The sequence below is a fragment of the Streptococcus sp. F2 genome, assembly GCF_056500955.1.
Genome location: NZ_JBWKAI010000015.1, coordinates 23,659 through 48,467, shown reverse-complemented (window position 1 = coordinate 48,467; position 24,809 = coordinate 23,659). Strand labels below are relative to the sequence as shown.

Below are 24,809 nucleotides of genomic sequence, written 5' to 3'. Positions count from 1 at the left end.
TTCTTGGTCTTCAAAGAGATTGAGTTGTGTTATAATGTGCATAGTGAGACCTCGTTAATAGAGATATTTGCACTAACTATTATAACGCTTTGACGTTTTTTGAGGCTCATAAAAGAGAAAAATCGCTGCTTTATCGTGGCGATTTTTCTTTTTACTGTTCAGCAAACCCTTATCATAATTGGGATAAACAACAACGGGAATAGTTCTTTACCTATTACTTTATTAAGCGTTAACCGTTTTCTGAAGGCAGGCATGATTATGGTTTCGAATTGACCAAATAATCATACATTTCTTGAGGACTGGCCAAGGCCATGATTTCTTGGAACTTCACGAGTTCTTTTAGGTCTTGGTAGATACGACTCTCAGAAATATCTCGCTTTTGCGCTTGCGGATTAACTGTCATCAGGCCATCTTCAATCGTCACAAAAGCTAACTCTTCAAAAATCTGAATGAGCTTAATCAATAAAAGTTTGTCAATGTTTAAGTAGCGACTCAAGTCAGTCAATTTATGACGCACATCAAATTCTGGAAATTGGTAAATGGTTTTATAGAGTTTAGCAAACTGTTCACGACTTCCAAAACCTGTTAGGTAATAGGGGTGTTTAATCTGATTTTTAAAATAAATGGCATCGAAGGTTCTATCAGCGAACTGATGACGCCAGTCTTTAAAAGACTCCGGAAGCTCTTTAATAACAATAACTGTTGCATTGGGATCTTCCTCAATCGTCGGAATACCTTCGGGTAGTTTAGCTGTTTTTGACCGTAAATCAAGCAACTGCACCCCTTCAACACGAGCGTCAACCAACACTAGTTGAAGGCTGGTATTGCCGTTCCAGTGGTTGACGGATAAAGTTACCGCTAACTCTAAACCAGTAGCTTGTTGAAAGTCTTGTAGTTGGCTTCCTTGACCAAAAGCCAGAACATCAACGGAGGTCTTACCCTGGCTGACTTTGAATTTAAGATGACTCTGGTCTTGACCCATGGTACGCGCTTGACTAACTTTAATATCCTTAACATAAAAGATTGGCTTAGGATGATCCATCCCATAGGGGGCTAGTTTGTCCAAACTCTTTAAAGTATCAAGACTAAGATCCTCCAAAGACAGCCTTTCATCAATAGTTAACGTATTTTTAGCAGTCTGATCTAAGCCACGTTCTATCACAAACTGACAAAGCAAGTCCGATAAAGCTTCTAAATTATCCACGGGCAAAGTCATCCCAGCTGCACCAGCATGTCCACCGAAAGCTGTAAAAAGACCACGATTCCCACTTAAGGCTTCAAATATATTAATGGCCTCTAAACTTCTGGCCGAGCCTTTCGCAAAACCGTTATCAATAGCTAAGACAATGACCGTCTGTCCAATGGCTTCCATGATGCGACCCGCTACAATACCTAGCACACCTGGATGCCAACCAGCTTGAGCTAAGACCTGAACTGGTTTTTGAGGATCAACCATAGCCATCGCTTGATCAAAAATGTCTTGGACCAAAGCCTTACGCTCTTCATTTTTTTCCTTAATCATCAAGGCAATCGCTTGGGCTTCTTGATCATCAAAGCCCGTCAGTAGATCAATAGCTGGATTAGGATCATCTAAACGACCTAAGGCATTCAACTGGGGAGCAATCTGAAACCCAACAGCATCTTCCGTAAATTGGTCCAAATCAATAGAAGACAAGGACATCAGTTCCTGCAACCCCACTCTTTCAGTGTGTTTTAGCATGGTCAAGCCATTTTTGACCAAGACACGGTTTTCACCTGTCAAGCTTACCATATCAGCAATGGTTCCAATAGCTACCAAATCTAGACAGTCTGTTGGCAAACTTTCTAGCAAAGCAGTTGCCAATTTAAAGGCAACGCCACAGCCAGCCAAGTGTTTAAAAGGATAGTCAGCATCGGGATGCTCAGGGTGAATGATGGCAAAGGCCTCTGGCAATTCTTCAGGCAGGCTATGATGGTCAGTTACAATGACATCAATTCCCTGTGCCTGAGCATAGCTAAGCGCTTCGTGCCCAGCTACTCCATTATCCACTGTTATAATTAAGGAGACAGCCTCTTGCTCAATAAAGTACTTATAAACACTTTGGTTGGGGCCGTAGCCATCTGTAAAGCGGTTGGGAAGATAAACCAAAGGCTCTGCTCCCATCATGTCTAAGGCTTCTTTGACAATGGATGCCGACGTCATGCCATCAGCATCATAGTCTCCGTAAATCAAAATCTGCTCACCATCTTCAATGGCTTGACGAATCCTTAGCACAGCTTTTTCCATATCATGTAGCAAATAAGGGTCATGCAGTTGAGACAAGTCCGCTGTTAAAAACTCATCTAAGGCTTCTTCAGTCCTTATCCCTCGCTCGTAAATCAACTGAGCGGCGGTCTGGGACAGGCCTTTTGCTTTTGCTAGCTTAAAGAAGCCATCATCTGGCTTCTTGTCTTCTATTTTCCAACTATATTTGGATTTAATCATTTATAATTAAATACCTTTCTTGCAAGATAATCGGAGAGTTTCGGGAAAAGAGTGTAGAATTGATGAGTTACCGCTAGACTAAAGGGCATATTCAATTCTCGTTTATTTTTCCCGATAATGGAAACCAAGCGCTTAGCCACTTGATTTGGTTGGAGAGTAAATTTACCAATACTTTCCAAATAATGGCCAGACGGATCCGCTTGTTCAAAAAACTTGGTGGCAATGGGACCTGGATTCACGGTGGTCACGTAAACACCTTTATCCGCTAATTCTAAGCGAAGGGCATTGGAAAATCCGATGAGGGCAAATTTAGTCGCCGAATAAATACTCGATTTAGCGGATGCAATCAAGCCTGCCATGGACACAATGTTAATAAGATGGCCTTGCCCCTGCTCTGCCATTTGCTGAGCAATCAAGCGAGCAAAGTGAATACTTGCTAGGGTATTGACCTGAAACATATCAGCTATTTCTTGGGAGGAAAACTCTTCAAAGGACTTGAAAGCTCCGTAGCCAGCATTATTAATCAAAACATCCACACGGCCATAACGCTGGTAAATCTGGGCAACCATCTCCTCAATGGCTGCTGAATCGGTAATGTCCACTTCAAGGCATTCTTTGTTGTCAATATGCCTGTAACAATGTTCTAAGCGCTCTTTGCTACGCCCTAACAAAATCAATCCATCTTCTTTAGGCAACTGTTTAACAATTTCCTGAGCCAGCCCTCCTGAAGCCCCTGTCATAACAATAATTCTTTGTGCCATTAAATAATCACTTCCTCTAAATCTCTGACCACCTTAACAGGCTCAAATATGGTTGCGGCATCCTTTTCCATTTGGCGACAATCACGTCCCAAAAAGCGGGCAGAGACGTGATTAAGTAGGAGGCGTTTAGCGCCTGCTTCATGGGCGATTTGCGCTGCCTGCATGTTAGTGGAATGGCCATGGTTTCTAGCGATGCGCTCGTCACCCTTACCATAGGTTGATTCGTGAACCAAAACATCCGCATCTTTAGCGAGTTTAACACTAGCAGACGTTTTTCGCGTATCACCAATAATGGTAATAATTTTACCTTTTTTAGGGGCTGAAATAAAATCTTTAGCACAAATCAGACGACCGTCTTCGAGCTCAACATCCTGTCCGTTTTTAATCTTGCCAAACAAGGGTCCAAAAGGAACACCTGCTGCCTTTAAGGCTTCAGCATCCAAGGTACCTTCTAAGTCTTTTTGAACCACTCGATAACCCATGCAAAAGATAGTGTGTGCCAGGCGTTCTGCATAAACTTCAAACTTATCTGTTTCCATGATTTTGCCAAGAGATTTCTCATCAAATTCATGAAAGTGTATGGTGTAGGGAAGGCGAGACCCTGACATTTTCAAACTGGTCAGGACATATGTTTTGATACCCACAGGGCCGTAAATATCAAGATCCGTTTGCTCTTCACTAGCCTGAAACGCACGGCTGGACAAGAATCCTGGTAAGCCAAAAATATGATCGCCATGCAAATGGGTGATAAAAATCTTTTTAATTTTGCGAGGTTTGATGGTCGTTTCTAAAATTTGTCTTTGGGTTCCTTCACCACAATCAAACATCCAAACTTCATTGATTTCGTCTAAGAGTTTCAATACTAGACTTGACACATTGCGCTGTTTGGCAGGTTGACCGGCTCCGGTTCCTAAAAATTGTAATTCCATTCAGTCTATTCTTTCTATTGGGTAATGTAAATCATAAATTCTCGTTGGGCAAAGTCATAATAACGTTGACCAGTAAAAGCTTGACTAAGGGTACAGAGTTCATCTACATTAAAGCCTTTAAGCAAGACAACATCATTTTTTAGACGGTAAATCTTCGTCAAGAGTGCGTCATCAGGCGTAATGTCTTCAGATTGTCCTTGGTCAAACTGCTTGGCCTGCATTTTAAGTTGGCCTTTATCTTCATAAACCATGTATTGTGGGAAAATTTGTGTTAATTCAAAAAGGAGGGTGGGATCCTTAGGCTCTGCTTTTTCAGAAAAAACAAGGGCTACTTCTTTGTCATTCTGATAGGCAAATCCGTAAGATTTTCCAGATAAATTGAGGCGTACAAAAGGCTTGATTTCCTCAAAGGAAGGGTGGTCAGTAAAGAGCCCCAGAGCCTTAGAAAGCGTAAAATAATAATCAGTCGCAGCCTGCGGCGACTGTTTTTGATATATTTCAGCAAAGTAAGCATTGATAACACTGGGTGGCGGGGTAATAAAAGCTAGTTTTTGCTGATCTGTTAATCCAGCTAGTTGATGGTTCAAATAGTTAGCATCTAGATTGGTAAAGCCACCATATGTTTTAGCTAAGTCAATATAATCACTCATAAAAATCGTCAAGTCTCCATTGCTGTTTTTTGGAAATATAGCCAGATATCTCTTCGGTTTCTTGGTCAAACGTGTAGTGGTCTAAAAGGGCTACCCGATTCAAGTCGTACAGTTTATAAGCCTTGTCTTGATGCACTTTGATAGTAAAAGGAACAAACTGATCTCGAATTTGGTCAATGATTAAGCGTCTCAAGAGAAGTTTACTGTCTTTTGAACGCGCTGAAACCCTAACATTTGGAAATACGGTAGCTCTTAACTGCTCTGCCATATCCATTTTGTTGTAAACAGCTAAGCGTGGAATATCTAGCATGTCCAACTCTTTGAGGAGATCCAAAACTACCTTTTCTTGCTCGCTATGATTGGGATCACTCGCATCAATCACATGTAAGAGCAAATCCACATGTTTGCTTTCTTCCAATGTTGATTTAAAGGCAGCCACCAATTCTGTTGGCAAATCTTGGATAAACCCTACCGTGTCCGTTAAGGTTGCTTGAAATTGATTTTCTAAGTAGAGTTGCTTTGTGGTCGCATCCAAGGTAGCAAACAATTCATTGGCTTCATAATGACTATCATCTGTCAACAAGTTCATAATGGTTGATTTTCCAGCATTGGTGTAGCCAATCAAGCCAATTTTAAAGGTATCTGATCCCACTCGACGATCTCTAATGGTTTGGCGATTTTTCTCTACCTGAGTTAATTGGCGTTCAATATCAGCAATCTGATGACGAATCGAACGGCGGTTTAATTCTAATTGGCTTTCACCTGGTCCACGGCTCCCAATACCACCTGCTTGACGGCTTAGCATGATGCCCTGTCCAACCAAGCGAGGTAACATATACTTCAATTGGGCAAGGTGTACTTGTAATTTGCCCTCATGGCTTCTGGCACGCATGGCAAAAATATCTAAGATTAACTGCATACGATCAATAACTTTAACCTCTAAAACAGTTTCTAGATTAGCGTTTTGTCTAGCAGTCAAACGATTGTTGACAATGACTGTATCAATCTCATCTGCTTCCACAATCGCCTTAATCTCATCCAATTTTCCTGAACCGATAAAAGTTTTGCTATCGTAACGCTCCCGCTTTTGGGTAAAACTTCCAATAACTTCTGCCCCGGCGGTCTTGGCCAGATTAGCTAACTCAGTCATGGACATGTCAAAATGTTCTGTTGTTTGCAGTTCGACGCCTAAAAGAATCACTCTTTCCTGCTGACGTTTTGTCTCAATCATTACCTTTACCAATCCTCCAAATTCCGTAAACTTTATTATAACACACCTTCATTAGTTTCTGCTAATCTTACTCTAGAGGTTTTATCCTTGCTCAAGGAAATGTTTGACCTTGTCATAGATGACTTTTGGGTAAACAGAGGCAGTTATCGTCTCAAAATGGACACACATTCGATTACGGAACCAAGTTAATTGGCGCTTAGCAAAGCGTCTGGTGTTTTGTTTTAACTGATCACTAGCTTCTGCCAAAGTCATTTCACCTGCAAAATAGGGGAATAATTCCTTATAACCTATGCCACGACTAGCCTGAACAGTCGGGTAATGCTCATATAACCATTTTGCTTCTTCCAACAAGCCGTTTTCAAGCATACGATCCACGCGCTGATTGATACGGTCATAGATCACTTGACGGCCATCATTCAAGCCGATAATAAGCGGCTCATAAGCCGTCTCGGCATTCTCTAATTCATCAGCAAACTGAGCCAATTCAAGGGCTCGAATCGCCCGCCTGCGATTCACCTGCTCAATGGTAATGTTATTGACTTGCAAGCGTTCATACAAGTCGTGATCGTCTAGTTGCTCCAACTCATTCCGATAGGCTTTTACAGCCTCTTGGTCTACTGTTCCTCCTAAGTGGTAACCTTCTAGTAAACTTTGAAGGTAGAGACCAGTTCCCCCCACAATAATCGGTAATTTCCCACGACTAACAATGTCTGAAATAGCTTTTTGAGCATCTTGAACAAAATCGTAAGCCGAATAAGACTCAGTCACCTCACGAATATCAATTAAGTGATGAACTGCTGCTGCTTGCTCTACCGCGGTAGCTTTGGCGGTACCAATATCCAACTGTCGATAAACTTGTTGGCTATCTCCTGAAATAATCTCACCATTAAACTCCTGAGCTAAGGCAATCCCAAGTGCTGTTTTCCCCACTGCTGTCGGACCAACAATCACAACTACTTTTATTTTTGTCATTTCCTTGTCTTTCTATTAGAAAAGCGTCCAAAAAACGCCTTTTACTTGAAAAATAGCTTATTTTTCGCTACCATATATTATAACATAAGATTAAGGACCACTGAGGTCCTTCACTAGAAATGGAGAATAATCATGGTTAAGAAATATCAATTTGTTAAGGGTCTTGCGACTGGTGTTTTAGCAACTGCTGCTACCGTTGCTGGTGCTGTCTTTGCTGTTAAAAAAACAATTATTGATCCTGAAGAAGAAAAAGCGGCTTTCGTTGAAGAAAACCGCAAAAAAGCAGCGCGTCGTCGTGTTGCTCGTTAATCAGATTGACAATAATCAAAAAAAGCTAGCCTATCACTGTGCTAGCCTTTTTCTTTATCTTAATGAGTTTTTAAGAAATAACTTACACATGTTACAGCACTTCTGTCATCTATTTTTCTTGCAGCCAAATAGGAAGTTCAAGTAAGCTCCGTAAACATAACTGACTAAGGCTGTCGCCAACAAGACTTCAGCAAACAAGAGCCCTTGCCATAACCAACCAGTCCATCCTAAATAAGTTAAAGCCATTTTCAAAGAAGTAGCGCTAATCACAAAAGGAAAGGTAAAAGCGGAAAAGCCGGGATTAAAGGAACGATTGAGTAAACGAGGCAGTTGCAAAACCACAAAAGCATATAATACCTGTGAACTGATGAGAAGAAAGAGAACGATTCCTTCTTGCGGCTTGGAAAAGGCTACTAAGTAAGAAGCTGACAACAAGGACAGAGGGGCACAGAACGTTGAAATATTGGGCATTGCCGCTTCAGCCAGACCAATTCTATAAGCCTTTGTTGCCATAAAGGGTAAAATCACACCTGTTAAAGACAGACATACCCAAAAAATCACTTGTCCTAACAGAAACTGCTTGCTAGCAGGAGACGTCAGTGCTGCCATAGCAATTCCTACAAAGAGAACTGACCATGAAGGAAAGACATTATCCCACGAAAAAGGGAAAACAAACCGGTACTGATAATAGACAATCAGAACAAAATTCCCTAAAAAGAATAACCACCAAGCCAGATAACCTAACCACTGCCCACCCGTTGCCTTTAGATAGAGAGATGCCAACAACATTCCTGTCATAAAAAACGTTGGAAAAACAGAAGCAATTAGAGGCTGTCGTAACTGCATTTTCGTCTCGTGAGGGTTTCTGATTATACCAGCCAGCAAGATACCATAGATAAATAGGGAGGCTGAGAGGCCCAGATAACCAAATAGGGGGAAATAAGTGGCCAAGAGATTGCCTAAGGAAAGGGTTCCTAATGCCAATCCCGACATTACTAAAGGAGGGTTCTTCCAAGGTGTCATAATAGTCCTTTTCTTGTCTATCAATAAGTCTTTGTGAGTAATCTCATCTTGTCTATTCTAACATATCAGAGTTACTTTTAACATCCAGAATCTACAAATGCTCCACTATCTCAGGAAGAGTTTTCACTGTTAAAGACCACAAAAAGGAGTAAGAATCCAATTCCTACTCCTATATCGTTTTATTAGTGAGCCGCAGCAGTCACTTTCTTAACAGCTGCATCCTCTGCCATTTTTGCCATAAAGGCAGCTAAATGTGGGTAATTTTCATATGATTTAGGTGTTTTTTGCGACCATAAGGCCATGACATAAGCATAAGCATCTGCAATAGTTCTCTGATCGTGATAAACATGCCCACTATCTCCAATAAGACCATCTAAATGCGTCATAGCAATATCAATCCGCTTGTAAGAAGCTTGTTTGACTTCTTCAAGCGCTTGATTCTCTTGAGAAATAGTGTAGCGATGAGGGCTAAACATTGGCCAAAAAGCAGGGTGAAAATCACCTGTTAAGAAGTCCATGATTTCGTTGAATCGACTTTCTGCCAAAATATTGTCTTGGGGAATGAGCTGAGCTCTCGGAGCTTGTTTCGCTATAAAGGTCAAGATGGTACCTGCCTGTGTGATAATTTGACCATCATCAAGCTGTAAAGCTGGCACCATCCCCAAAGGATTGATCTTAAGGTATTCTTCAGAACCCAATTTTACCTTCTCTACCTCGTAATCCAATTGTGCCCATTCCATAGCTATCCAGCAGGCTAAGGCACAGGTTCCAGGAGCATAATAAAGTTTCATCGCAATTTCCTCCCTAATTAGTATTAAGTTAAGTATAACACTTTTTGAAAACCTTTTCAGGGATAAAGTATCCTTGTCTCATGTTTTTCTTTCTAAGAGGCACTTATTTTGAGACTGGTTCAACAGAAACTCACAATTCTTTTGAAAAGGTTCTAAGTAGAGTTGGTATTGACATCTTCGGTGTTGATGGCTCTGCATGACAAAATGAGCTTGGCGTCCACGTTCACTAGTATCTCGTTGCAAACGTCTCTGCAATTCAGTCTCATTATCTATATAACAAAAAACAAACCAGTTTCCTGATTTGCTTTGAGATATTAGGCACCTACAAATTCTGGTAAGGTTTCGCCAATTGCTTCAAGGCGATCTGCCCATTCTTGACGGCTCAAGCCATTTTCTGCAACATAACGGTTACGATCATGGGCACGGCATTCTGCACAACAACCACGGACATATTTGTCTTCGTTTTCTTCAGAAGTGAAGATTTGTTTGTTACAGAATGGATTGGCACAATTAACGTAACGTTCACATGGTGTGCCATCGAAATGGTCACGTCCGATTACGGTTGGATCGACATGGTTGATTGGCACGGAAATACGTTCATCAAAGACGTACATAGCCCCATCCCAAAGCTCGCCTTGAACTTCTGGGTCTTTTCCATAAGTTGCAATACCGCCATGAAGCTGACCAACGTCCTTAAAGCCTTCACGCACCATCCAACCAGAGAATTTCTCACAACGAACCCCACCAGTACAGTAAACAACAACACGTTTTTCCATAAACTTGTCTTTGTTATCGCGTACCCATTGTGGTAATTCACGGAAATTACGGATATCTGGGCGAATAGCTCCGCGGAAATGACCAAGGTCGTATTCATAGTCATTACGCGTATCTAAAACCACTGTATCTTCATCAAGCAGGGCTTCTTTAAATTCCTTGGGTGATAGGTAAGCACCTGTTGTTTCAAGCGGGTTAATGTCGTTATCAAAATCATTATCTTCCAAACCAAGATGAACAATTTCTTTTTTGTAACGGACAAACATTTTCTTGAAAGCTTGCTCATCTTCTTCATCCATTTTGAACCAAAGGTCTGCAAAGCGCTCATCGCTATGCACCCAATCCATGTATTTTTGAGTTGTTTCATAGTCACCTGAAACCGTACCATTGATGCCTTCGTCCGCAATCAAGATACGACCTTTAAGACCAATCGACTTACAAAAAGCGAGATGCTCAGCAGCATAGGCTTTAGCATTTTCAATAGGGACATATTTATAGTAGAGTAAAACTCGAATCTTATCTGACATGTGTTCTCCTTCGTCATCATTTCAATTACTCTCCATTATAACTTGTCAAAAAAGGTCTAAGCAAACCATTTGCTTGTCTCTTTTGTCACAAAAAACTTAACTATCTAAGTTTTTTATCCCGTCACGAAGGTTAAACAAATGATTAGAAGCTTTCGATAGAAAGTGCTAAGATAGGAGCAAGGAGGTTATGAGTAATGACTTACGAACTTTGTTTAGAATATGGAACTTATCCACTGTCTCCTGTAGATGCTGCTTTAGGAGAGGATCAAAATCCACCAGAATTTATCCAAGATGATCAGGTGCTTCTTAATAAACTTGACATCATGAATCAGCTTTTTCATGACTTATTTGCAACCATTGAGTCGCAATTTCACTACATTGGCTTTAACATGCCTGAAAAGAGGGCTCAGATTCGGGAACTCTACGATGAAGTGGTTACTATTTTGGAAACGAAGTACAAGGATTATCCTATCGTTATTGAAAAATTTCTCCTCTAATCCTGATAAAAAACAAAACGCTAAAAACAAAAGTTTCTAGCGTTTTGTGTAATATCAAGCGCCGCTTAAGATTCAAATCGCTTGGCAAAATCAAGAAAGGCTTGGACTGAATCTGTTAAAAATTGCGCAGCAGTGGAATCTATGAAGTTCCCCTGTACATCCACAATAGTATGAATGTGTGCTAAATAAATTTCTGGTTGTGGCATGACAGGAACATTCAAAAAGACCAAGCTCTGTCTCAAATGATGGTTTGCACCAAATCCTGCTAAACTCCCATTAGATTGTGAAATAATCATTGCAGGTTTACCACTAAAAGCTACCTGTTGATAGGGTCTGGAACCAATTTCGATGGCATTTTTCAAAGCTGCTGGTATGGTGCGATTGTATTCTGGTGTAATAAATAAAAGGGCATCTTGTTCTCTAATAGCCTGTCTAAAGCGTTCGTAAGAATCAGGTCTACGTCCTTCTTTATCAATATCTGGGTTAAACAATGGAAGATCTTCGATACGGATGAAGGATACCTCAACACTTTCAGGAAAAAGCGGCAACATTGCCTTAGCCAAAGATTTAGAAGATGACTTCTCTTTGATACTTCCTAAAATAATACCTAATTTCCTCATTATTACCTCCTTTTCAAGTTTTGTGTTATTAAGGATACTTTATTATCATACCGCTTTTTAGCAATAATTAGCAATATTTTGTTCGAATAGGTTAGCACACTTCAAACATAGTTTAAAACTATATCTTAATTACTATTACTCTAAAAACCTTCAAAAGTCTCTTAACCACGTTTGCTAATCATCTATTTCTCCTTTTGAAGACACCAAAAAAAGCGGAAAATCCGCTTTTTAGGTTGGTGTTTAGTTTGAATGCCAAATATCTTCGTTATACTGTTCAATGGTACGGTCAGATGAGAAGAATCCAGCTTTGGCAATGTTGTGAACCACTTTTGTCATCCACAAATCTTGGTCTTCGTAGTCTACCAACATTTTTTCTTTAACTTCAATGTACTCTTCAAGGTCAATCAAGGTCATGAACCAGTCTTTTGAAATCAACTCTTTATAAAGACGGTCAAGACGTTCTTCATTACCAAATGCTAGCAATTCTGGACTGATAATAAAGTTCACTGCTGCTTTAATAGCAGGGTGGTTATCATAGTAATCTTTTGCTACATAAGAAGCAGTTGCATAAAGGTTGATGATGGTATCAGAATCTTTACCAAAGGTGTAGATATTTTCCATGCCTGCAAGCTCAGCGATTTCTACGTTAGCACCGTCCATTGTACCAAGTGTTAAAGCACCGTTAAGCATGAATTTCATATTACCAGTTCCAGAAGCTTCTTTAGATGCTAGTGAAATTTGTTCAGAAATATCGGTTGCAGGAATCAAGTGCTCTGCTACTGTCACGTTGTAATTTTCAACTAGATGCACATTAAGGTATGGGCTTACTTCAGGGTCATTGTTAATCAATTCAGACAAGCAAAGGATTAAGTGAATGATGTCTTGAGCAATGATGTAAGCAGGCGCTGCTTTACCTCCAAAGATAACAGTGATTTTACGTTTTGGAAGGTTGCCTTTTTTAATTTCCAAATATTTGTGAATCACGTAAAGAGCATTCATCTGTTGACGTTTGTACTCGTGGAAACGTTTGATTTGGGTATCAATAATAGAATTTTCATCAAGCTCAATGCCTTTATTGTCTTTAAGGTAACGTTTAAGGGCTAATTTGTTGTTGAATTTGATTTCAGCCAATTTAGCATGAACAGCTTTATCATCTGCAAAGGCCATCAATTTTTCTAATTTTGTTGCGTCAGTCAAGTACTCATCGCCAATAAGTTCTTTAATGTAAGCAGCCAAGTCTTGGTTAGCAAATTCTAGCCAACGACGGAAAGTAATCCCGTTGGTTTTATTGTTGAATTTTTCTGGGTAAAGGTCATAGAAAGCTTTTAATTCACTGTTTTTCAAGATTTCTGTATGCAACGCAGCTACCCCATTGACACTTGTTGCAAAATGAATATCCATATGGGCCATGTGCACACGACCAGTTTCATCAATAATTTGAACAGCTGGGTCAGACACTTCTGAACGAACAAGAGCATCCAATTTTTCAATGATGGTTACCAAGTGTGGCACTACTTCGTTTAAGTAATCTGTTGGCCATTTTTCAAGCGCTTCCGCAAGGATAGTGTGGTTAGTGTAACCAACCATGTCCTTCACAACAGATACCGCTTCATCAAAGTCAAAGCCATGTTTTTCTGTCAACAGACGGATCAATTCAGGGATAACCATTGATGGATGCGTGTCATTGATTTGCACGTAAGCGTAGTCTGCAAGATCATGAAGGTTAGAACCACGTTCAATAGCTTCGTCAATCAACAGTTGAGCTGCATTTGACACCATAAAGTACTGTTGGTAAATACGAAGCAATTCTCCGTTTTTATCAGAGTCATCTGGGTAAAGGAACAAGGTCAAGTTTTTAGCAATTTCAGTTTTATCAAATGAAATACCGTCTTTGATTAACCCGTAATCAACGCCCTCGATATCAAACAAGTTAAGGTAGTTTTTAGTGTCGCGTTTGTAACCCAAAACATCAATACGATCAAGACGAGATTTCAAGGTGAAGTTCTTAAAAGGCACATCGTAAGAAATGTCTGTTGGAACCAACCATGAGTCATCTTCAATCCAGAAGTTTGGCTCTGCTTCTTGTTCATTGTGTTTGAAAACTTGTTTGAACAACCCACAATGATAATTCAAGCCAACCCCTTCACCATTAATACCAAGAGATGAAATAGAGTCAACGAAACATGAAGCAAGGCGTCCTAAACCACCATTACCTAGTGATGGTTCTAATTCAACATCTTCGACTTCTGCGATAGATTTGCCAGCAGCTGCCAATTCTTCTTTGATGTCTTTGTAAATTCCTAGGTTAATCAGGTTGTTTGATAGTAATTTTCCAATCAAAAACTCTGCTGAGATATAGTAAACTTTTCGTTTAGCAGAATTTTTAGCCTTGTGGCTAGCTTCTTCTTTGACAAAGTTTAATAATGATAGATAAATCTCTTCATTGCTGGCCTGCGTAAGCGATTTTCCTAATTTAGTTTCAGCATATTCTGTAAAGCGTGTCATGTCTTCCTCTTTTCTATTGTTCTCTTATCATTAATGATTGACGCGATCGTATAATTCTGTCAAATGTGTCAAGTAGGCTTTGTGCTCTTCGGTGATATCTCCTTCAAGCATCCGCCATTGCCAATTGCCACCCACGGTATTTGGCATGTTCATGCGGCTTTCTGCCCCCTTATCAAGCAAGTCTTGCATGCACAAGATAGCCGTATCACTAACTGTTGCAAAAATCGTGCGCAACATGGCTTGTGTAATACTTTCATCTGCACCTTTGTGGAGGTAGTCATTCACAAAAGCAACTTGTTCTGCCGTAAGGTTTGCATACCAACCATTAACTACTTCGTTATCATGCGTACCAGTATAAACCACACAGTTACGATCATAATGATGTGGTAAATCACTGCTTTGACTAGTAATATCAAAAAGACCAAATTCTAAAATCTTCATTCCTGGAAAGGCTGTTGAAGCTAATAGCTGCTCTGCCTTTTCATCAATATAACCAAGGTTTTCTGCGATGATAGGCAGTTCTCCTAAAGCCTCACGAACTGCCGCAAACAAAGCAAGTCCCGGAGCTGATTCCCAATGACCATTTCGAGCAGTTGTGTCGCCACCAGGAATTTCCCAAAAATCTGAAAAGCCTTTAAAGTGGTCAATTCTCAAATAGTCATATAATTTGAAACTTTCTTGAATACGGTAAATCCACCAAGCAAAGTTGGATGCTTCATGAGCTGCCCAATTGTAAATCGGATTGCCCCAAAGTTGACCATCTTCACTAAAGCCATCTGCAGGAACTCCAGCGATAAAGAGTGGGTTTTTATCCTCGTCTACTTTAAACAAGTCTGGCATTGTCCAAACTTCCACACTATCTGCAGAAACATAGATTGGCATATCACCAATAATCTCAATACCGTTATCATTGGCATACGCTTTTAAGGCCAACCATTGTTGGTAGAAGAAATATTGACAGACTGTATGGTAGTGAATGCTTTCAGCAAGTAACTCACGATAATGATGTAAGGCTGCTTCTTCGCGTTTCACAATTGCTCTGTCATCCCATTCTTGTAGGGCCTTATTTTGAAAGTGTTCTTTCAATGACATGAACTCGGCAAAGTCACCCAACCAACTCGCTTCTGCTTCAAAAGCTGCCAATTCTTTGACGCCTTCTTTAGTTGCAAGAAAGGCTTGGACCGCTTTTTCTAATAAGGGGCGTCTTGCCTGAAAAATCTGAGCATAGTCAACCACCTCAGGGTCAGAACCAAAATCAACGCCACCGAGATCAGCTTCCTGCAAGTAGCCGTCTGCAACAAGTAATTCAAGATCGATAAAATGAGTATTACCTGCAATAGCTGAAAATGATTGGTAAGGTGAATCCCCATAACTTGTCGTTGTTAAAGGTAGAATCTGCCAATAAGTTTGTTTGGTTTCTTTTAGGAAATCAACAAAATCAAAAGCTGCCTTCCCGAAAGTTCCAATTCCGGTCTTACCAGGAAGGGAACTAATATGCATTAAGATACCGCTTGCACGTTTATTCATTCATTTTTCTCCTCATGAAATCTAGTTATGATGAAATTATAACGCAACCGTTTGCGTAAGTCAACCTCTTTCGCAAAAAAAGTAGCATTTCTAAGAAATGCTACTGGTCGTTTATATCTTATTCATTAATATTACGGACACTCTCACGCTTTTTCAAGGTAAAAGGAACAAAGATTTTTTGGCTAAGACTCTGCTCTTTCGAATTGATGATATCTAGCAGCTGTTTAAAGGAAGTTTTACCAAGATTGTCAACATTGATATCAAAGGTAGTTAAATAAGGGTGAATCAACTTGGCATAGCTTGAATTATTAAAGGTAATGATAGAAACATCATCGGGTACCTTAATTCCATAAAAAGAAAGTAATTGAACCATGCGCACTGATAAGACATCTCCGATAACAACTAAAGCTGTCGCCTTAAAGTCACGAATACCCTCGATAACATTTTGCACACTAACAGGATCTTTTCGGTCAAATAACAGCATTGGTTTAGTCTCTAATGACAATTTTAAGCAACCTTTTAAATAACCGATGTAACGTTCTGATGCAACCTCGGAGTCAAGATCATCTGTGATAAATAAAATCTGACGGTGCCCTTTTTGATAGAGGTGATCTACTGCGGTTTTAGCCATTAATTGATTATCATTGTCAATATAGGTAATTTTATTGGCATCTCCTTCTGGAGCTCCTACGATAACAAAAGGAATTTTATTGGTCATCAAATAGTTTCTGACCGGGTCTTCTTGATCAGAATAAAGAATAATAAACCCATCAACCCGCTTTTGTAAATGCATCAACTTTACTTGCCCCAACAAATCCTCTAAAGACATCCCTGTTGCAATAGAAACCGTAAAGTGTTGCTTTTTGGCTTCATTAGTGATGGTGGATAAAATTTCCATGAAAAAGGGCTCACTCAAGCGGTCACTGGTCGTAATAGGCGGAAAAACCAGTCCAATATTATGCGTTAACCCACTGGCAAGCATTTGCGCAGCAACATTCGGAACATAGCCCAAATCAGCCATCGCTTTTCGAACTTTCTCCTTGGTTTTTTGAGAAATAGAACGATTATCTTTTAATACCCTACTCACGGTTGAGGGATTAACACCCGCTTTTTGGGCGACATCTTTAATTGTTACCATATTAACCTCGTTGTTGTATGTTCCCAAGATAATCCATACCTCAGGCTTTTTCTCTAGTGTTTTGTTTCCATTATACAGTTATCTTTTAAAAAATCAACTTCCATTTGAAGCTTTTTTCAAGTTCCAAGATGTATTCCTAATTCTTTTTAAAAAATTTCAACTTTTTTTAAAAAAAGGCTTGACTTTTTCTGCAAGCGGTTGCATAATAATAAGTGTAAGAAATATATCTTAGGAGGAAACAGCTATGAAATCATGGCAAAAAGTTATCGTCGGCGGTGCAAGTTTGACACTTGCAAGTACCTTATTAGTGGGATGCGGATCTGCTTCAAAAGATAAAATGGATTCAGCGTCAAGCTCTGATTCAAAAACCATCAAACTTTGGGTTCCAACTGGAGCGAAAAAATCATACGCAGATATCGTTGCTAAATTTGAAAAAGATTCTGGTTACACTGTTAAAGTGGTTGAATCAGAAGATCCAAAAGCACAAGAAAAAATCAAAAAAGATGCTTCTACTGCTGCCGATGTCTTCTCACTTCCTCATGACCAACTTGGTCAACTTGTAGAATCTGGTACTATCCAAGAAGTTCCAGAAGAATATACTAAAGAAATCGCTGCAACTGCTACTGACCAAGCGATTGTCGGTGCTCAATACAAAGGAAAAACGTATGCTTTCCCATTTGGTATTGAGTCACAAGTTCTTTTCTACAATAAATCAAAATTAGCTGCTGAAGATGTTTCTTCATATGATACTATTACAACAAAAGCAACCTTTGGTGGTACCTTCAAACAAGCAAATGCTTATGCTACTGGTCCATTGTTCATGTCTGTTGGTAACACTTTGTTCGGTGAAAACGGTGAAGATGTTAAAGGCACTAACTGGGGTAACGAAAAAGGTGTTGCTGTTCTTAAATGGATTGCAGACCAAGCATCAAATAAAGGTTTTGTTAACTTAGATGCTAATAATGTCATGTCTAAGTTTGGTGACGGCTCAGTCGCATCATTTGAGTCAGGACCATGGGATTACGAAGCTGCTCAAAAAGCTATCGGTAAAGAAGACCTAGGTATCGCTGCTTATCCAAAAGTAACCATCGGTGGCGAAACTGTTCAACAAAAAGCATTCTTGGGTGTTAAACTTTACGCAGTTAACCAAGCACCAGCTAAAGGAGATACAAAACGTATCGCTGCTAGCTACAAACTTGCTTCATATTTAACAAATGCTGAAAGCCAAGAAAACCAATTCAAGACTCGTAACATTGTTCCAGCTAACAAAGAAGTTCAATCTTCAGAAGCTGTTCAATCAAACGAACTTGCTAAAACTGTTATCACAATGGGTTCTTCTTCAGAATACACTGTCGTAATGCCAAAACTTAGCCAAATGGGAACTTTCTGGACTGAAAGCGCAGCTATCCTTAGCGACACCTTCAACGGTAAAATCAAAGAAGGCGATTACCTTGCTAAATTGCAACAATTTGACAAAGACATCGCTGCAACAAAATAATCTTATCTCGTTTTACTAATACCATATGAAAACAAGCACAGAGGTGAGTAACTTCTAGATGCCATCTGGTCTACTCATCTTTTGGGAGTGGAACTGAGCTCCATCACGTTTTGTTGGGGTTTAGTCCCACTCCTACTTGTTTTTGATGTTATGTAAGTAGCCTAGTGCTACTTAAATTTTTAACCACTTAAAGGTTTACGTAACACTTAGCTATTTGTTTTTAACAAGAGATATAACCTGATTTACCGACTCTGGTATCCTAAAATAAAGGAGAATCTATATGACTCAGTCAAGCTTGACACCACAAGTATCTGTGGCAGAAGCCCTAAAAAAAGGAAGTTGGGATATTAAGCTCTCTGCTATTATCATGGGATTTGCTAATCTCGCCAACAAGCAATTTGTCAAAGGGACACTATTTTTGCTTAGCGAATTGGTATTCCTAATCGCTTTTGTTTCTCAAATCATTCCTGCTATTGGAGGCCTATTCACTCTTGGGACCCAAACCCAAGGCATGACCACTAAGACTATTGATGGCATCAAAATTCAAGTTGCCGTTGATGGAGATAATTCCATGCTAATGCTTATTTTTGGATTAGCATCACTCATCTTCTGCCTCGTTTTTGCTTACATTTACTGGTGTAACCTCAAAAGCGCTCGTAATCTCTACCTTCTCAAACAAGAAGGTCAGAAAATCCCAAGTTTCAAGGAAGATTTTGTGACACTTGCCAATGGTCGTTTCCATATGACTTTAATGGCTATCCCACTGATTGGTGTGCTTTTATTCACCATTCTTCCTTTGATTTACATGATCTGTTTGGCCTTTACCAATTTTGATCATAATCACTTGCCTCCAAAATCTTTATTTGATTGGGTTGGTTTAGCTAACTTTGGTAATATTTTAAGTGGCCGTATGGCAGGAACTTTCTTCCCTGTCTTCTCATGGACTTTGATTTGGGCTGTTTTTGCGACAGTGACCAACTTCTTCTTTGGTATTGTCTTAGCCCTATTAATCAATACCAAGGGTCTAAAATGGAAAAAAATGTGGCGTACAATCTTTGTGATTACCATTGCTGTTCCTCAGTTTATCTCATTATTGATTATGCGGAACTTACTCAACGATGAAGGTCCACTCAATGCCCTTCTTAATAAAATCGGCTTGATTCACGATCCACTTCCATTTTTATCTGATCCTCTTTGGGCAAAATTTTCTATTATTTTCGTTAACATGTGGATTGGTATTCCTTTCACCATGTTGATTGCGACTGGAATCATCATGAACCTACCAAGCGAACAAATTGAGGCTGCTGAAATTGATGGCGCTAGCAAATTCCAAGTCTTCAAGTCTATCACGTTCCCTCAAATTCTCTTGATCATGACACCAAACTTGATTCAACAATTTATCGGAAATATCAATAACTTTAACGTCATTTACCTCCTTACTGGTGGTGGTCCAACGAATTCAGAATACTATCAGGCAGGAACTACAGACCTCCTCGTGACCTGGCTCTATAAATTAACTGTTACTGCTGCTGACTATAATTTAGCGTCAGTTATCGGTATCTTAATCTTTACGGTCTCAGCTATCTTTAGCTTACTTGCCTATACTCGAACAGCATCATACAAGGAAGGAGCGGCTAAATAATGAAAAACAAACGTCGATTTCAACTTGGCCTCGTTTATGCCACTTTAATTATCCTCTCAATCATTTGGCTCTTCCCAATTGCTTGGGTCCTTCTGACAAGTTTCCGTGGTGAAGGGACAGCCTATGTGAATTATTTCATTCCAAAAACTTTCACATTAGATCACTACATCAAGCTTTTTACCAATGAGACTTTCCCATTTGGCAGATGGTTCTTGAACACCTTTGTGGTAGCGACCTTTACTTGTATCATTTCAACCTTTATCACCGTTGCGATGGCCTATTCACTCAGCCGTATCAAGTTTAAATTCCGCAATCGCTTCTTGAAGCTGGCCCTTATTTTAAATATGTTCCCTGGTTTCATGAGCATGATTGCTATCTACTACATCTTGAAAGCTTTGGGCCTTACACAAACCTTAACAGCTCTTGTTCTGGTGTATTCAGCAGGTGCTGCTCTAGGCTTCTACATTGCTAAAGGGTTCTTTGATACTATTCCTTACTCGCTCGATGAGTCAGCTATGATCGATGGAGCTACTCGGATGGATATTTTCTTCAAGATTACCCTACCTTTGTCAAAACCTATTATTGTTTATACTGCTCTTCTAGCATTCATGGGACCTTGGATTGACTTTATCTTTGCCCAAGTTATCTTAGGAGATGCTACAAGCAAATACACCGTTGCTATCGGTCTCTTTTCAATGCTTCAGCCAGATACCATTAACAACTGGTTTATGGCCTTCACTGCTGGTTCTGTCTTAATTGCCGTCCCAATCACTCTCCTCTTCATGTTTATGCAAAAATACTATGTTGAAGGAATTACAGGCGGTTCTGTTAAATAACTTACCAACATGCCAAACCTTCTAGGGGCCAGTTCCTTAGGAGGTTTTTAACAAACAAGCTAATAGCTGACCTGTTACTCACTTTTACGAAAAGTTATCGAAATGCCCATCTTATCACCAAGACCTTGAGCCTTTCCTTGACTTTTACCCTTAATTTGGATATAACAAGACTATGACATCTAAAGTTACCATTAAAGATATTGCACGAGAAGCTGGTGTTTCTGTAGCCACTGTTTCTTACGTGTTAAATCAACGAAATGATCAGAAGATTAGCGAAGAAACTCGCAATAAAGTATTACACATCACTAACCTCCTGAACTATACCCCAAATCAAGCAGCCCGTTCTCTGGTGACGCGTCAGTCCAACAGTGTTGTTCTTTATTACAAATACACTGACTCTATCCTGGCCAGAGCAGAGCAACTACATACCATTAGCTGTTTAACCCGATTGTTGCATGAACAGGACTATCAGCTCGTTTGCCTTAATGAAGATAGTATTGGGAAATTTGACTGGGCTGACCTTATTCTGACCTTAGATATTGAAAATGATACCTTTTACAAAATCGGGAAACTTAATTTCAAGCCCTTAATTGCTATTGATAGCTTTGTTAATGATCCTCTCTTCTTCCAAATTAACACAGATTACGCAAACCTAAAAGACCAAGCAGATCAGTTTTTTAAGGATAAACCTTATACACTGCTGACTCTCCCTATCAACAATCAAGAACGGTATGAGGCTATCTCCACTCTTTTTCCACGTCTACATGTGGTTGACGACATGAGGGAGTTGCCTCGCTTTGAAAAGGAAAATCTTTTACTCATTGATGAGAGTTTGGACCAATTCTTTGTGAACTCTTCGCAAAAACTCTACTGCCCACGTTTTTCCCCAGAAAAAGGGCAAGTTATCTTAGAGGCCATCGAGTGGGCCAAACAACGACAACTCAACAAAAATCATAACCTTCTCGTCTAATAGCACACAAAACCCCTTGCCACTTCAACTGAAGTGGCAAGGGGTTTTGATATGACATCGGTGTCAGAGTTCTCTTAGGATGGTAACGAATCTCTAAACTGTGTTTTGTAGAACACCCAGGTCAGCATTAATAAAGTACCAAATACTTGGCAATTCATAATCAATACGGGATCCTGAATAAAGAAACTAAGAGCAATTGCCAGTAGACTTGGCCAGGCCAAACAATTGACCATCAAACCAAGACCTTCTGAAAAGTTTCGAATCATAAACAGCCGTGATCGTTTGGTCAAGGTCAAAAAGAAAGCGCCTAGACCAATCACAATAAGGGTGCCCACATACACCATGAGAACAAACGTCAACAGAAGAAAACCAAGAACACTGGCTTTATTACTGTCATACCATTGCTGATTGACAAAGTCCTTCACTTCTTTAACTGTTGTGAGGGCAGCGAGCGACTGCTGCTCGCCTCTAACGTGAGCACGGAGTTCCTTGCCATCAGAAGTAACAAAACGCCATTCTTTTTTTGTCACAATAATTTGCCTGGTTGATTCTGATGCCAATTTCTCTAAATCGACCTTTGTCGGTAAGACAGCCAAAACCAAGTCACCATCTCGTCGAAACAGAGATTGACCCTGAAAGGTATTTTCCTCAACCTTGCCTTGGGTCAATGCTTGATAGGTTTTGTCTGTGATAGGCGACAAACTCTTAGTTACAATCCGTTCCAAGGGATACGTTGTCATGTTAGCATAGTGTAACGTAACTGGAATCATTATTAAGGCGTTCAAAAAAACAATAATAAGAAGGTTTTGCCACCAAGTAAACTGAGCTCGGCTGGCAAACATTGCCCTAGGAGAAAGGCAATGTGAAATGTAAGAAATAGGAAATTGTTTTTTATCTGGCATTAAACATTACTCCTTGTCAGGTTACCCTTTGGTACCACCACTTGTTAAACCTGAAACGAAATTTTTCTGTAGGAAGAAAAAGAGAACTGAAATAGGCACTGCAATCAGAATAGCTCCCGCAGCAAATAAGGTTACCTTAGGATTTCTAGCATCATTCGTAATAAACGATTGAAGACCAACTGCTACCGTATAATTTTCTTGCGCCCGTAAAAGGAATTTAGCCAACATGAAGTCTCCAAAAGGACCCATAAAAGCCCATAAGGATTGTACTGCAATCATTGGTCGCACAAGAGGAAGGACAATTTGGTAGAAGGTCCTAAAGTGTCCAGAACCATCTAACTTAGCAGATTCGTCCAAGTCATAAGGTACCGTGTCAAAATAACCCTTCATCAACCAAGCATTCATTGGAATACCACCACCGACGTAAATCAAAATCAAGAACCAGTATTGGTTTAAGGCATTAAAGAGCCAAGCCATAACAAAGTAAGCCGTTAAAGCCGCCATGGTAGGAACCATCTGTACGACTAGGAAAAAGATTAAACTTTTTTTGCGTCCAAAGAAATTGTAACGGCTATATGCATAACCTGTCAAAGTGATGACTGTTACTTGTATGAGCATGGTGAAGAATGCCACAATCAAGGTATTCCAATACCATCTTAAGTATAAGGTATCTTGAAAGAGCGTTTTAAAGTTAGACAAGGTCCATGGCCCATCAAAATGAAAACTAAAGGCTGTGGTATTTCCTGGTCTAAAAGCTGAACTGACCGTCACTAGTATCGGGAATAAAATCACGATCGCTAAGGAGATTAGATAGAGATAGGTCAATAATTGGGTGAAGAAACGTTTGCGTTTCATGGATGTTGAAACATAGGTCTTTCTCATTATCTCTCCTCCATATCAAAAGCTTTAAATTTCTTAAAGGTAATCAAGGATACCGAAATCACTATTACAGAGATGATTAAGGTTACTGCCGACGCCATCGAAAACTGAGGCGAGGTTTGTGTGGTCAACTTGTAAATCCAGGAAATGAGGATATCAGTTGTCCCAGCTCCGCCCCCAACAGTACCAGGCCCCCCATTATTAAACAGATAAATAATAGAGAAATTATTGAAGTTAAAAGTGTACTGTGCAATCAGCGTCGGTGCTGCAACCGCAAAAATCATTGGCATGGTGATATGACGGAATTTCTGCAAGACTGTCGCACCATCAACGGTTGCTGCTTCGTATAAATCAGCTGGAATTGCCTGTAAAATACCTGATACCAAAATATAGATATAGGGAAATCCTAGCCAACCTTGAACCATAATAACAGCCACTTTTGTCCAGAAGGGATCTGTCTTCCAAGGCACAATTCCGAAGTCAACGAAAGGAAGGAATTTCTCGATGAAAGGAAGAACCTGAACATTCATGGCCCCAATGGAATCATTAAAGAAATTACCAAAACTCATAATAGAGATAAAGGCTGGAACAGCCCATGGTAACAAGAATATCACACCAAAGAGACGTTTTCCTCTGATAAAGGATTGATTAGCAATAACAGCCGTTGCAATTCCAATAACAATTTGAAGACTTGTCGCTGCTAATGTCCAGATTAGCGTCCATGACAAAACAGACGTAAATGCTGCTTTGAAGGTGCTTAATTCTAAGATATTAAGAAAGTTCTTCAATCCTACCCAATCCAATAAACGATACGGAGGAATGTGCCTAAAATCGTAATTGGTAAAAGCAATCAGCAAGGTAACTAAAACTGGAAAAATAATAGCGAAAGCCATTGCTAAATAAGCCGGAATGATGAGCAAGTAAGGAAATCCTTTTTCATAAATCGCTTCAAGGGTCTCTTTAGCCGTCACCGGAACCTTCTTGCCTTCATTCATTTGACGAGCAACTAATTTAGCATCTCTCATAGCAACCAAATGAAAAATAACAAATAAGGCTAGGATAATTAATTGCATGGCCCCCTTAATTAACATAAATAAGGAGTGATCTTGCATTGGAACACTTCCAAGACTGTAAAGACCTGTTAAAGCAGGAATTCCTAGAACTACAATTTCTAGTAGTTCTAGCAAGAAAACAACTAATAAGACTCCCCCTTTAACGATTTGTTTATTGTATAGTTGTCCCAAGCCTGGGATAACAGATAGCCACATGGCTTTATTAGGCTTCTGTTGTCTTTGGTTATCTACCATTTTTTATTCCTCTTTTGATAAACACTTAAGTGACTCCCCTTACTCAATGGCCTGCTT

Annotated in this window: 23 protein-coding genes; 6 read left to right on the top strand and 17 right to left on the bottom strand. The window is 39.8% G+C overall.

Annotated elements, in window-relative coordinates; all coding sequences use genetic code 11:
- Positions 1-256: 256 nt before the first annotated feature.
- The 6 genes from recJ to miaA all read right to left on the bottom strand — a co-directional run bounded on the left by recJ (position 257) and on the right by miaA (position 7,007).
- Positions 257-2,464, bottom strand: a complete 2,208-nt coding sequence (gene recJ, locus ACYTR8_RS06095; protein WP_479641858.1) for a single-stranded-DNA-specific exonuclease RecJ — start codon at positions 2,462-2,464, stop codon at positions 257-259.
- On the bottom strand, positions 2,461-3,225 hold the full coding sequence (locus ACYTR8_RS06090; RefSeq protein WP_479640288.1) for an SDR family NAD(P)-dependent oxidoreductase: 765 nt from the start codon (positions 3,223-3,225) through the stop codon (positions 2,461-2,463). The genes recJ and ACYTR8_RS06090 overlap by 4 nt, the downstream gene beginning before the upstream one ends.
- On the bottom strand, positions 3,225-4,154 hold the full coding sequence (rnz, locus tag ACYTR8_RS06085; protein ID WP_129555567.1) for a ribonuclease Z: 930 nt from the start codon (positions 4,152-4,154) through the stop codon (positions 3,225-3,227). Before rnz ends, ACYTR8_RS06090 begins: the two co-directional genes overlap by 1 nt.
- Before the next feature lie 14 nt (positions 4,155-4,168).
- On the bottom strand, positions 4,169-4,804 hold the full coding sequence (locus tag ACYTR8_RS06080) for a cystathionine beta-lyase (protein WP_192942497.1): 636 nt from the start codon (positions 4,802-4,804) through the stop codon (positions 4,169-4,171).
- Positions 4,797-6,035 carry a GTPase HflX gene (hflX, locus tag ACYTR8_RS06075; RefSeq protein WP_111716838.1) on the bottom strand — a complete coding sequence of 413 codons (1,239 nt, stop codon included), beginning with the start codon at positions 6,033-6,035 and terminating at the stop codon, positions 4,797-4,799. Before hflX ends, ACYTR8_RS06080 begins: the two co-directional genes overlap by 8 nt.
- An 81-nt stretch (positions 6,036-6,116) precedes the next feature.
- Entirely contained in the window at positions 6,117-7,007 is an 891-nt protein-coding gene (gene miaA / locus ACYTR8_RS06070; protein WP_269761070.1) for a tRNA (adenosine(37)-N6)-dimethylallyltransferase MiaA, read from the bottom strand.
- A gap of 132 nt (positions 7,008-7,139) precedes the next feature.
- Between miaA and ACYTR8_RS06065 the strand changes: the two genes are divergently transcribed.
- The gene (locus ACYTR8_RS06065; RefSeq protein ID WP_003057835.1) at positions 7,140-7,316 is read left to right on the top strand and encodes a DUF3042 family protein; all 177 of its coding nucleotides are present in this window, start codon (positions 7,140-7,142) and stop codon (positions 7,314-7,316) included.
- 105 nt (positions 7,317-7,421) lie between these two features.
- On the opposite strand, the gene ACYTR8_RS06060 is transcribed toward ACYTR8_RS06065, so the two are convergent.
- The 4 genes from ACYTR8_RS06060 to trhO all read right to left on the bottom strand — a co-directional run bounded on the left by ACYTR8_RS06060 (position 7,422) and on the right by trhO (position 10,431).
- The gene (locus tag ACYTR8_RS06060; RefSeq protein WP_479641857.1) at positions 7,422-8,339 is read right to left on the bottom strand and encodes a TDT family transporter; all 918 of its coding nucleotides are present in this window, start codon (positions 8,337-8,339) and stop codon (positions 7,422-7,424) included.
- A gap of 182 nt (positions 8,340-8,521) precedes the next feature.
- Entirely contained in the window at positions 8,522-9,130 is a 609-nt protein-coding gene (locus tag ACYTR8_RS06055; RefSeq protein WP_111716846.1) for a glutathione S-transferase family protein, read from the bottom strand.
- A 78-nt stretch (positions 9,131-9,208) separates the two neighbouring features.
- The gene (locus ACYTR8_RS06050; protein ID WP_479641859.1) at positions 9,209-9,403 is read right to left on the bottom strand and encodes a hypothetical protein; all 195 of its coding nucleotides are present in this window, start codon (positions 9,401-9,403) and stop codon (positions 9,209-9,211) included.
- A gap of 41 nt (positions 9,404-9,444) precedes the next feature.
- Positions 9,445-10,431 (bottom strand): oxygen-dependent tRNA uridine(34) hydroxylase TrhO, encoded by a 987-nt coding sequence (gene trhO, locus ACYTR8_RS06045; RefSeq protein ID WP_479641856.1) that lies wholly within the window; start codon positions 10,429-10,431, stop codon positions 9,445-9,447.
- A gap of 194 nt (positions 10,432-10,625) precedes the next feature.
- Between trhO and ACYTR8_RS06040 the strand changes: the two genes are divergently transcribed.
- On the top strand, positions 10,626-10,928 hold the full coding sequence (locus ACYTR8_RS06040; protein ID WP_269761071.1) for a hypothetical protein: 303 nt from the start codon (positions 10,626-10,628) through the stop codon (positions 10,926-10,928).
- A gap of 65 nt (positions 10,929-10,993) precedes the next feature.
- Here ACYTR8_RS06040 and ACYTR8_RS06035 read toward each other — a convergent pair whose 3' ends face one another.
- From ACYTR8_RS06035 to ACYTR8_RS06020, 4 genes are all read right to left on the bottom strand, one after another.
- Complete coding sequence (locus ACYTR8_RS06035; protein ID WP_269761072.1) at positions 10,994-11,548, bottom strand: NADPH-dependent FMN reductase; 555 nt, start codon at positions 11,546-11,548, stop codon at positions 10,994-10,996.
- A gap of 240 nt (positions 11,549-11,788) precedes the next feature.
- A complete protein-coding gene (gene glgP, locus ACYTR8_RS06030) occupies positions 11,789-14,053 on the bottom strand; it encodes a glycogen/starch/alpha-glucan family phosphorylase (RefSeq protein ID WP_479641855.1) in 2,265 nt (754 codons plus the stop codon).
- A gap of 30 nt (positions 14,054-14,083) precedes the next feature.
- Positions 14,084-15,580, bottom strand: a complete 1,497-nt coding sequence (gene malQ / locus ACYTR8_RS06025; RefSeq protein WP_479640291.1) for a 4-alpha-glucanotransferase — start codon at positions 15,578-15,580, stop codon at positions 14,084-14,086.
- 118 nt (positions 15,581-15,698) lie between these two features.
- Positions 15,699-16,718, bottom strand: a complete 1,020-nt coding sequence (locus ACYTR8_RS06020) for a LacI family DNA-binding transcriptional regulator (RefSeq protein ID WP_269761075.1) — start codon at positions 16,716-16,718, stop codon at positions 15,699-15,701.
- 244 nt (positions 16,719-16,962) lie between these two features.
- Between ACYTR8_RS06020 and ACYTR8_RS06015 the strand changes: the two genes are divergently transcribed.
- The 4 genes from ACYTR8_RS06015 (at position 16,963) to ACYTR8_RS06000 (ending at position 21,664) form a co-directional block, all read left to right on the top strand.
- On the top strand, positions 16,963-18,216 hold the full coding sequence (locus ACYTR8_RS06015) for an extracellular solute-binding protein (RefSeq protein ID WP_479641854.1): 1,254 nt from the start codon (positions 16,963-16,965) through the stop codon (positions 18,214-18,216).
- Between the two features lie 280 nt (positions 18,217-18,496).
- The gene (locus ACYTR8_RS06010; protein ID WP_003057790.1) at positions 18,497-19,858 is read left to right on the top strand and encodes a carbohydrate ABC transporter permease; all 1,362 of its coding nucleotides are present in this window, start codon (positions 18,497-18,499) and stop codon (positions 19,856-19,858) included.
- A complete protein-coding gene (locus tag ACYTR8_RS06005) occupies positions 19,858-20,694 on the top strand; it encodes a sugar ABC transporter permease (RefSeq protein ID WP_003051318.1) in 837 nt (278 codons plus the stop codon). Before ACYTR8_RS06010 ends, ACYTR8_RS06005 begins: the two co-directional genes overlap by 1 nt.
- A gap of 172 nt (positions 20,695-20,866) precedes the next feature.
- Positions 20,867-21,664 (top strand): LacI family DNA-binding transcriptional regulator, encoded by a 798-nt coding sequence (locus ACYTR8_RS06000; RefSeq protein WP_479641853.1) that lies wholly within the window; start codon positions 20,867-20,869, stop codon positions 21,662-21,664.
- Positions 21,665-21,738: 74 nt separating this feature from the next.
- Here ACYTR8_RS06000 and ACYTR8_RS05995 read toward each other — a convergent pair whose 3' ends face one another.
- Genes ACYTR8_RS05995 through ACYTR8_RS05985 form a run of 3 tightly spaced genes read right to left on the bottom strand, consistent with a single transcriptional unit; the run spans position 21,739 to position 24,752 of the window.
- Entirely contained in the window at positions 21,739-22,566 is an 828-nt protein-coding gene (locus ACYTR8_RS05995) for a DUF1189 domain-containing protein (protein WP_111716865.1), read from the bottom strand.
- A gap of 21 nt (positions 22,567-22,587) precedes the next feature.
- A complete protein-coding gene (locus ACYTR8_RS05990; protein WP_003051326.1) occupies positions 22,588-23,448 on the bottom strand; it encodes a sugar ABC transporter permease in 861 nt (286 codons plus the stop codon).
- Positions 23,448-24,752: a carbohydrate ABC transporter permease gene (locus tag ACYTR8_RS05985; RefSeq protein WP_479641852.1), complete on the bottom strand. Its 1,305-nt coding sequence runs from the start codon at positions 24,750-24,752 to the stop codon at positions 23,448-23,450. Before ACYTR8_RS05985 ends, ACYTR8_RS05990 begins: the two co-directional genes overlap by 1 nt.
- Positions 24,753-24,809: the final 57 nt, after the last annotated feature.

Excerpts from the sequence above, each read along its gene's own strand:
- trhO (WP_479641856.1), bottom strand. The coding sequence starts at position 10,431 with ATGTCAGATAAGATTCGAGTTTTACTCTACTATAAATATGTCCCTATT.
- ACYTR8_RS06055 (WP_111716846.1), bottom strand. The coding sequence starts at position 9,130 with ATGAAACTTTATTATGCTCCTGGAACCTGTGCCTTAGCCTGCTGGATA.
- hflX (WP_111716838.1), bottom strand. The coding sequence starts at position 6,035 with ATGATTGAGACAAAACGTCAGCAGGAAAGAGTGATTCTTTTAGGCGTC.
- rnz (WP_129555567.1), bottom strand. The coding sequence starts at position 4,154 with ATGGAATTACAATTTTTAGGAACCGGAGCCGGTCAACCTGCCAAACAG.
- ACYTR8_RS06065 (WP_003057835.1), top strand. The coding sequence starts at position 7,140 with ATGGTTAAGAAATATCAATTTGTTAAGGGTCTTGCGACTGGTGTTTTA.
- ACYTR8_RS06080 (WP_192942497.1), bottom strand. The coding sequence starts at position 4,804 with ATGAGTGATTATATTGACTTAGCTAAAACATATGGTGGCTTTACCAAT.
- ACYTR8_RS06020 (WP_269761075.1), bottom strand. The coding sequence starts at position 16,718 with ATGGTAACAATTAAAGATGTCGCCCAAAAAGCGGGTGTTAATCCCTCA.
- ACYTR8_RS06060 (WP_479641857.1), bottom strand. The coding sequence starts at position 8,339 with ATGACACCTTGGAAGAACCCTCCTTTAGTAATGTCGGGATTGGCATTA.
- ACYTR8_RS06035 (WP_269761072.1), bottom strand. The coding sequence starts at position 11,548 with ATGAGGAAATTAGGTATTATTTTAGGAAGTATCAAAGAGAAGTCATCT.
- ACYTR8_RS06090 (WP_479640288.1), bottom strand. The coding sequence starts at position 3,225 with ATGGCACAAAGAATTATTGTTATGACAGGGGCTTCAGGAGGGCTGGCT.
- ACYTR8_RS05990 (WP_003051326.1), bottom strand. The coding sequence starts at position 23,448 with ATGAGAAAGACCTATGTTTCAACATCCATGAAACGCAAACGTTTCTTC.
- malQ (WP_479640291.1), bottom strand. The coding sequence starts at position 15,580 with ATGAATAAACGTGCAAGCGGTATCTTAATGCATATTAGTTCCCTTCCT.
- ACYTR8_RS06005 (WP_003051318.1), top strand. The coding sequence starts at position 19,858 with ATGAAAAACAAACGTCGATTTCAACTTGGCCTCGTTTATGCCACTTTA.
- ACYTR8_RS06015 (WP_479641854.1), top strand. The coding sequence starts at position 16,963 with ATGAAATCATGGCAAAAAGTTATCGTCGGCGGTGCAAGTTTGACACTT.
- ACYTR8_RS06040 (WP_269761071.1), top strand. The coding sequence starts at position 10,626 with ATGACTTACGAACTTTGTTTAGAATATGGAACTTATCCACTGTCTCCT.
- ACYTR8_RS05995 (WP_111716865.1), bottom strand. The coding sequence starts at position 22,566 with ATGCCAGATAAAAAACAATTTCCTATTTCTTACATTTCACATTGCCTT.
- miaA (WP_269761070.1), bottom strand. The coding sequence starts at position 7,007 with ATGACAAAAATAAAAGTAGTTGTGATTGTTGGTCCGACAGCAGTGGGG.
- ACYTR8_RS06000 (WP_479641853.1), top strand. The coding sequence starts at position 20,867 with ATGACATCTAAAGTTACCATTAAAGATATTGCACGAGAAGCTGGTGTT.
- recJ (WP_479641858.1), bottom strand. The coding sequence starts at position 2,464 with ATGATTAAATCCAAATATAGTTGGAAAATAGAAGACAAGAAGCCAGAT.
- glgP (WP_479641855.1), bottom strand. The coding sequence starts at position 14,053 with ATGACACGCTTTACAGAATATGCTGAAACTAAATTAGGAAAATCGCTT.
- ACYTR8_RS05985 (WP_479641852.1), bottom strand. The coding sequence starts at position 24,752 with ATGGTAGATAACCAAAGACAACAGAAGCCTAATAAAGCCATGTGGCTA.
- ACYTR8_RS06010 (WP_003057790.1), top strand. The coding sequence starts at position 18,497 with ATGACTCAGTCAAGCTTGACACCACAAGTATCTGTGGCAGAAGCCCTA.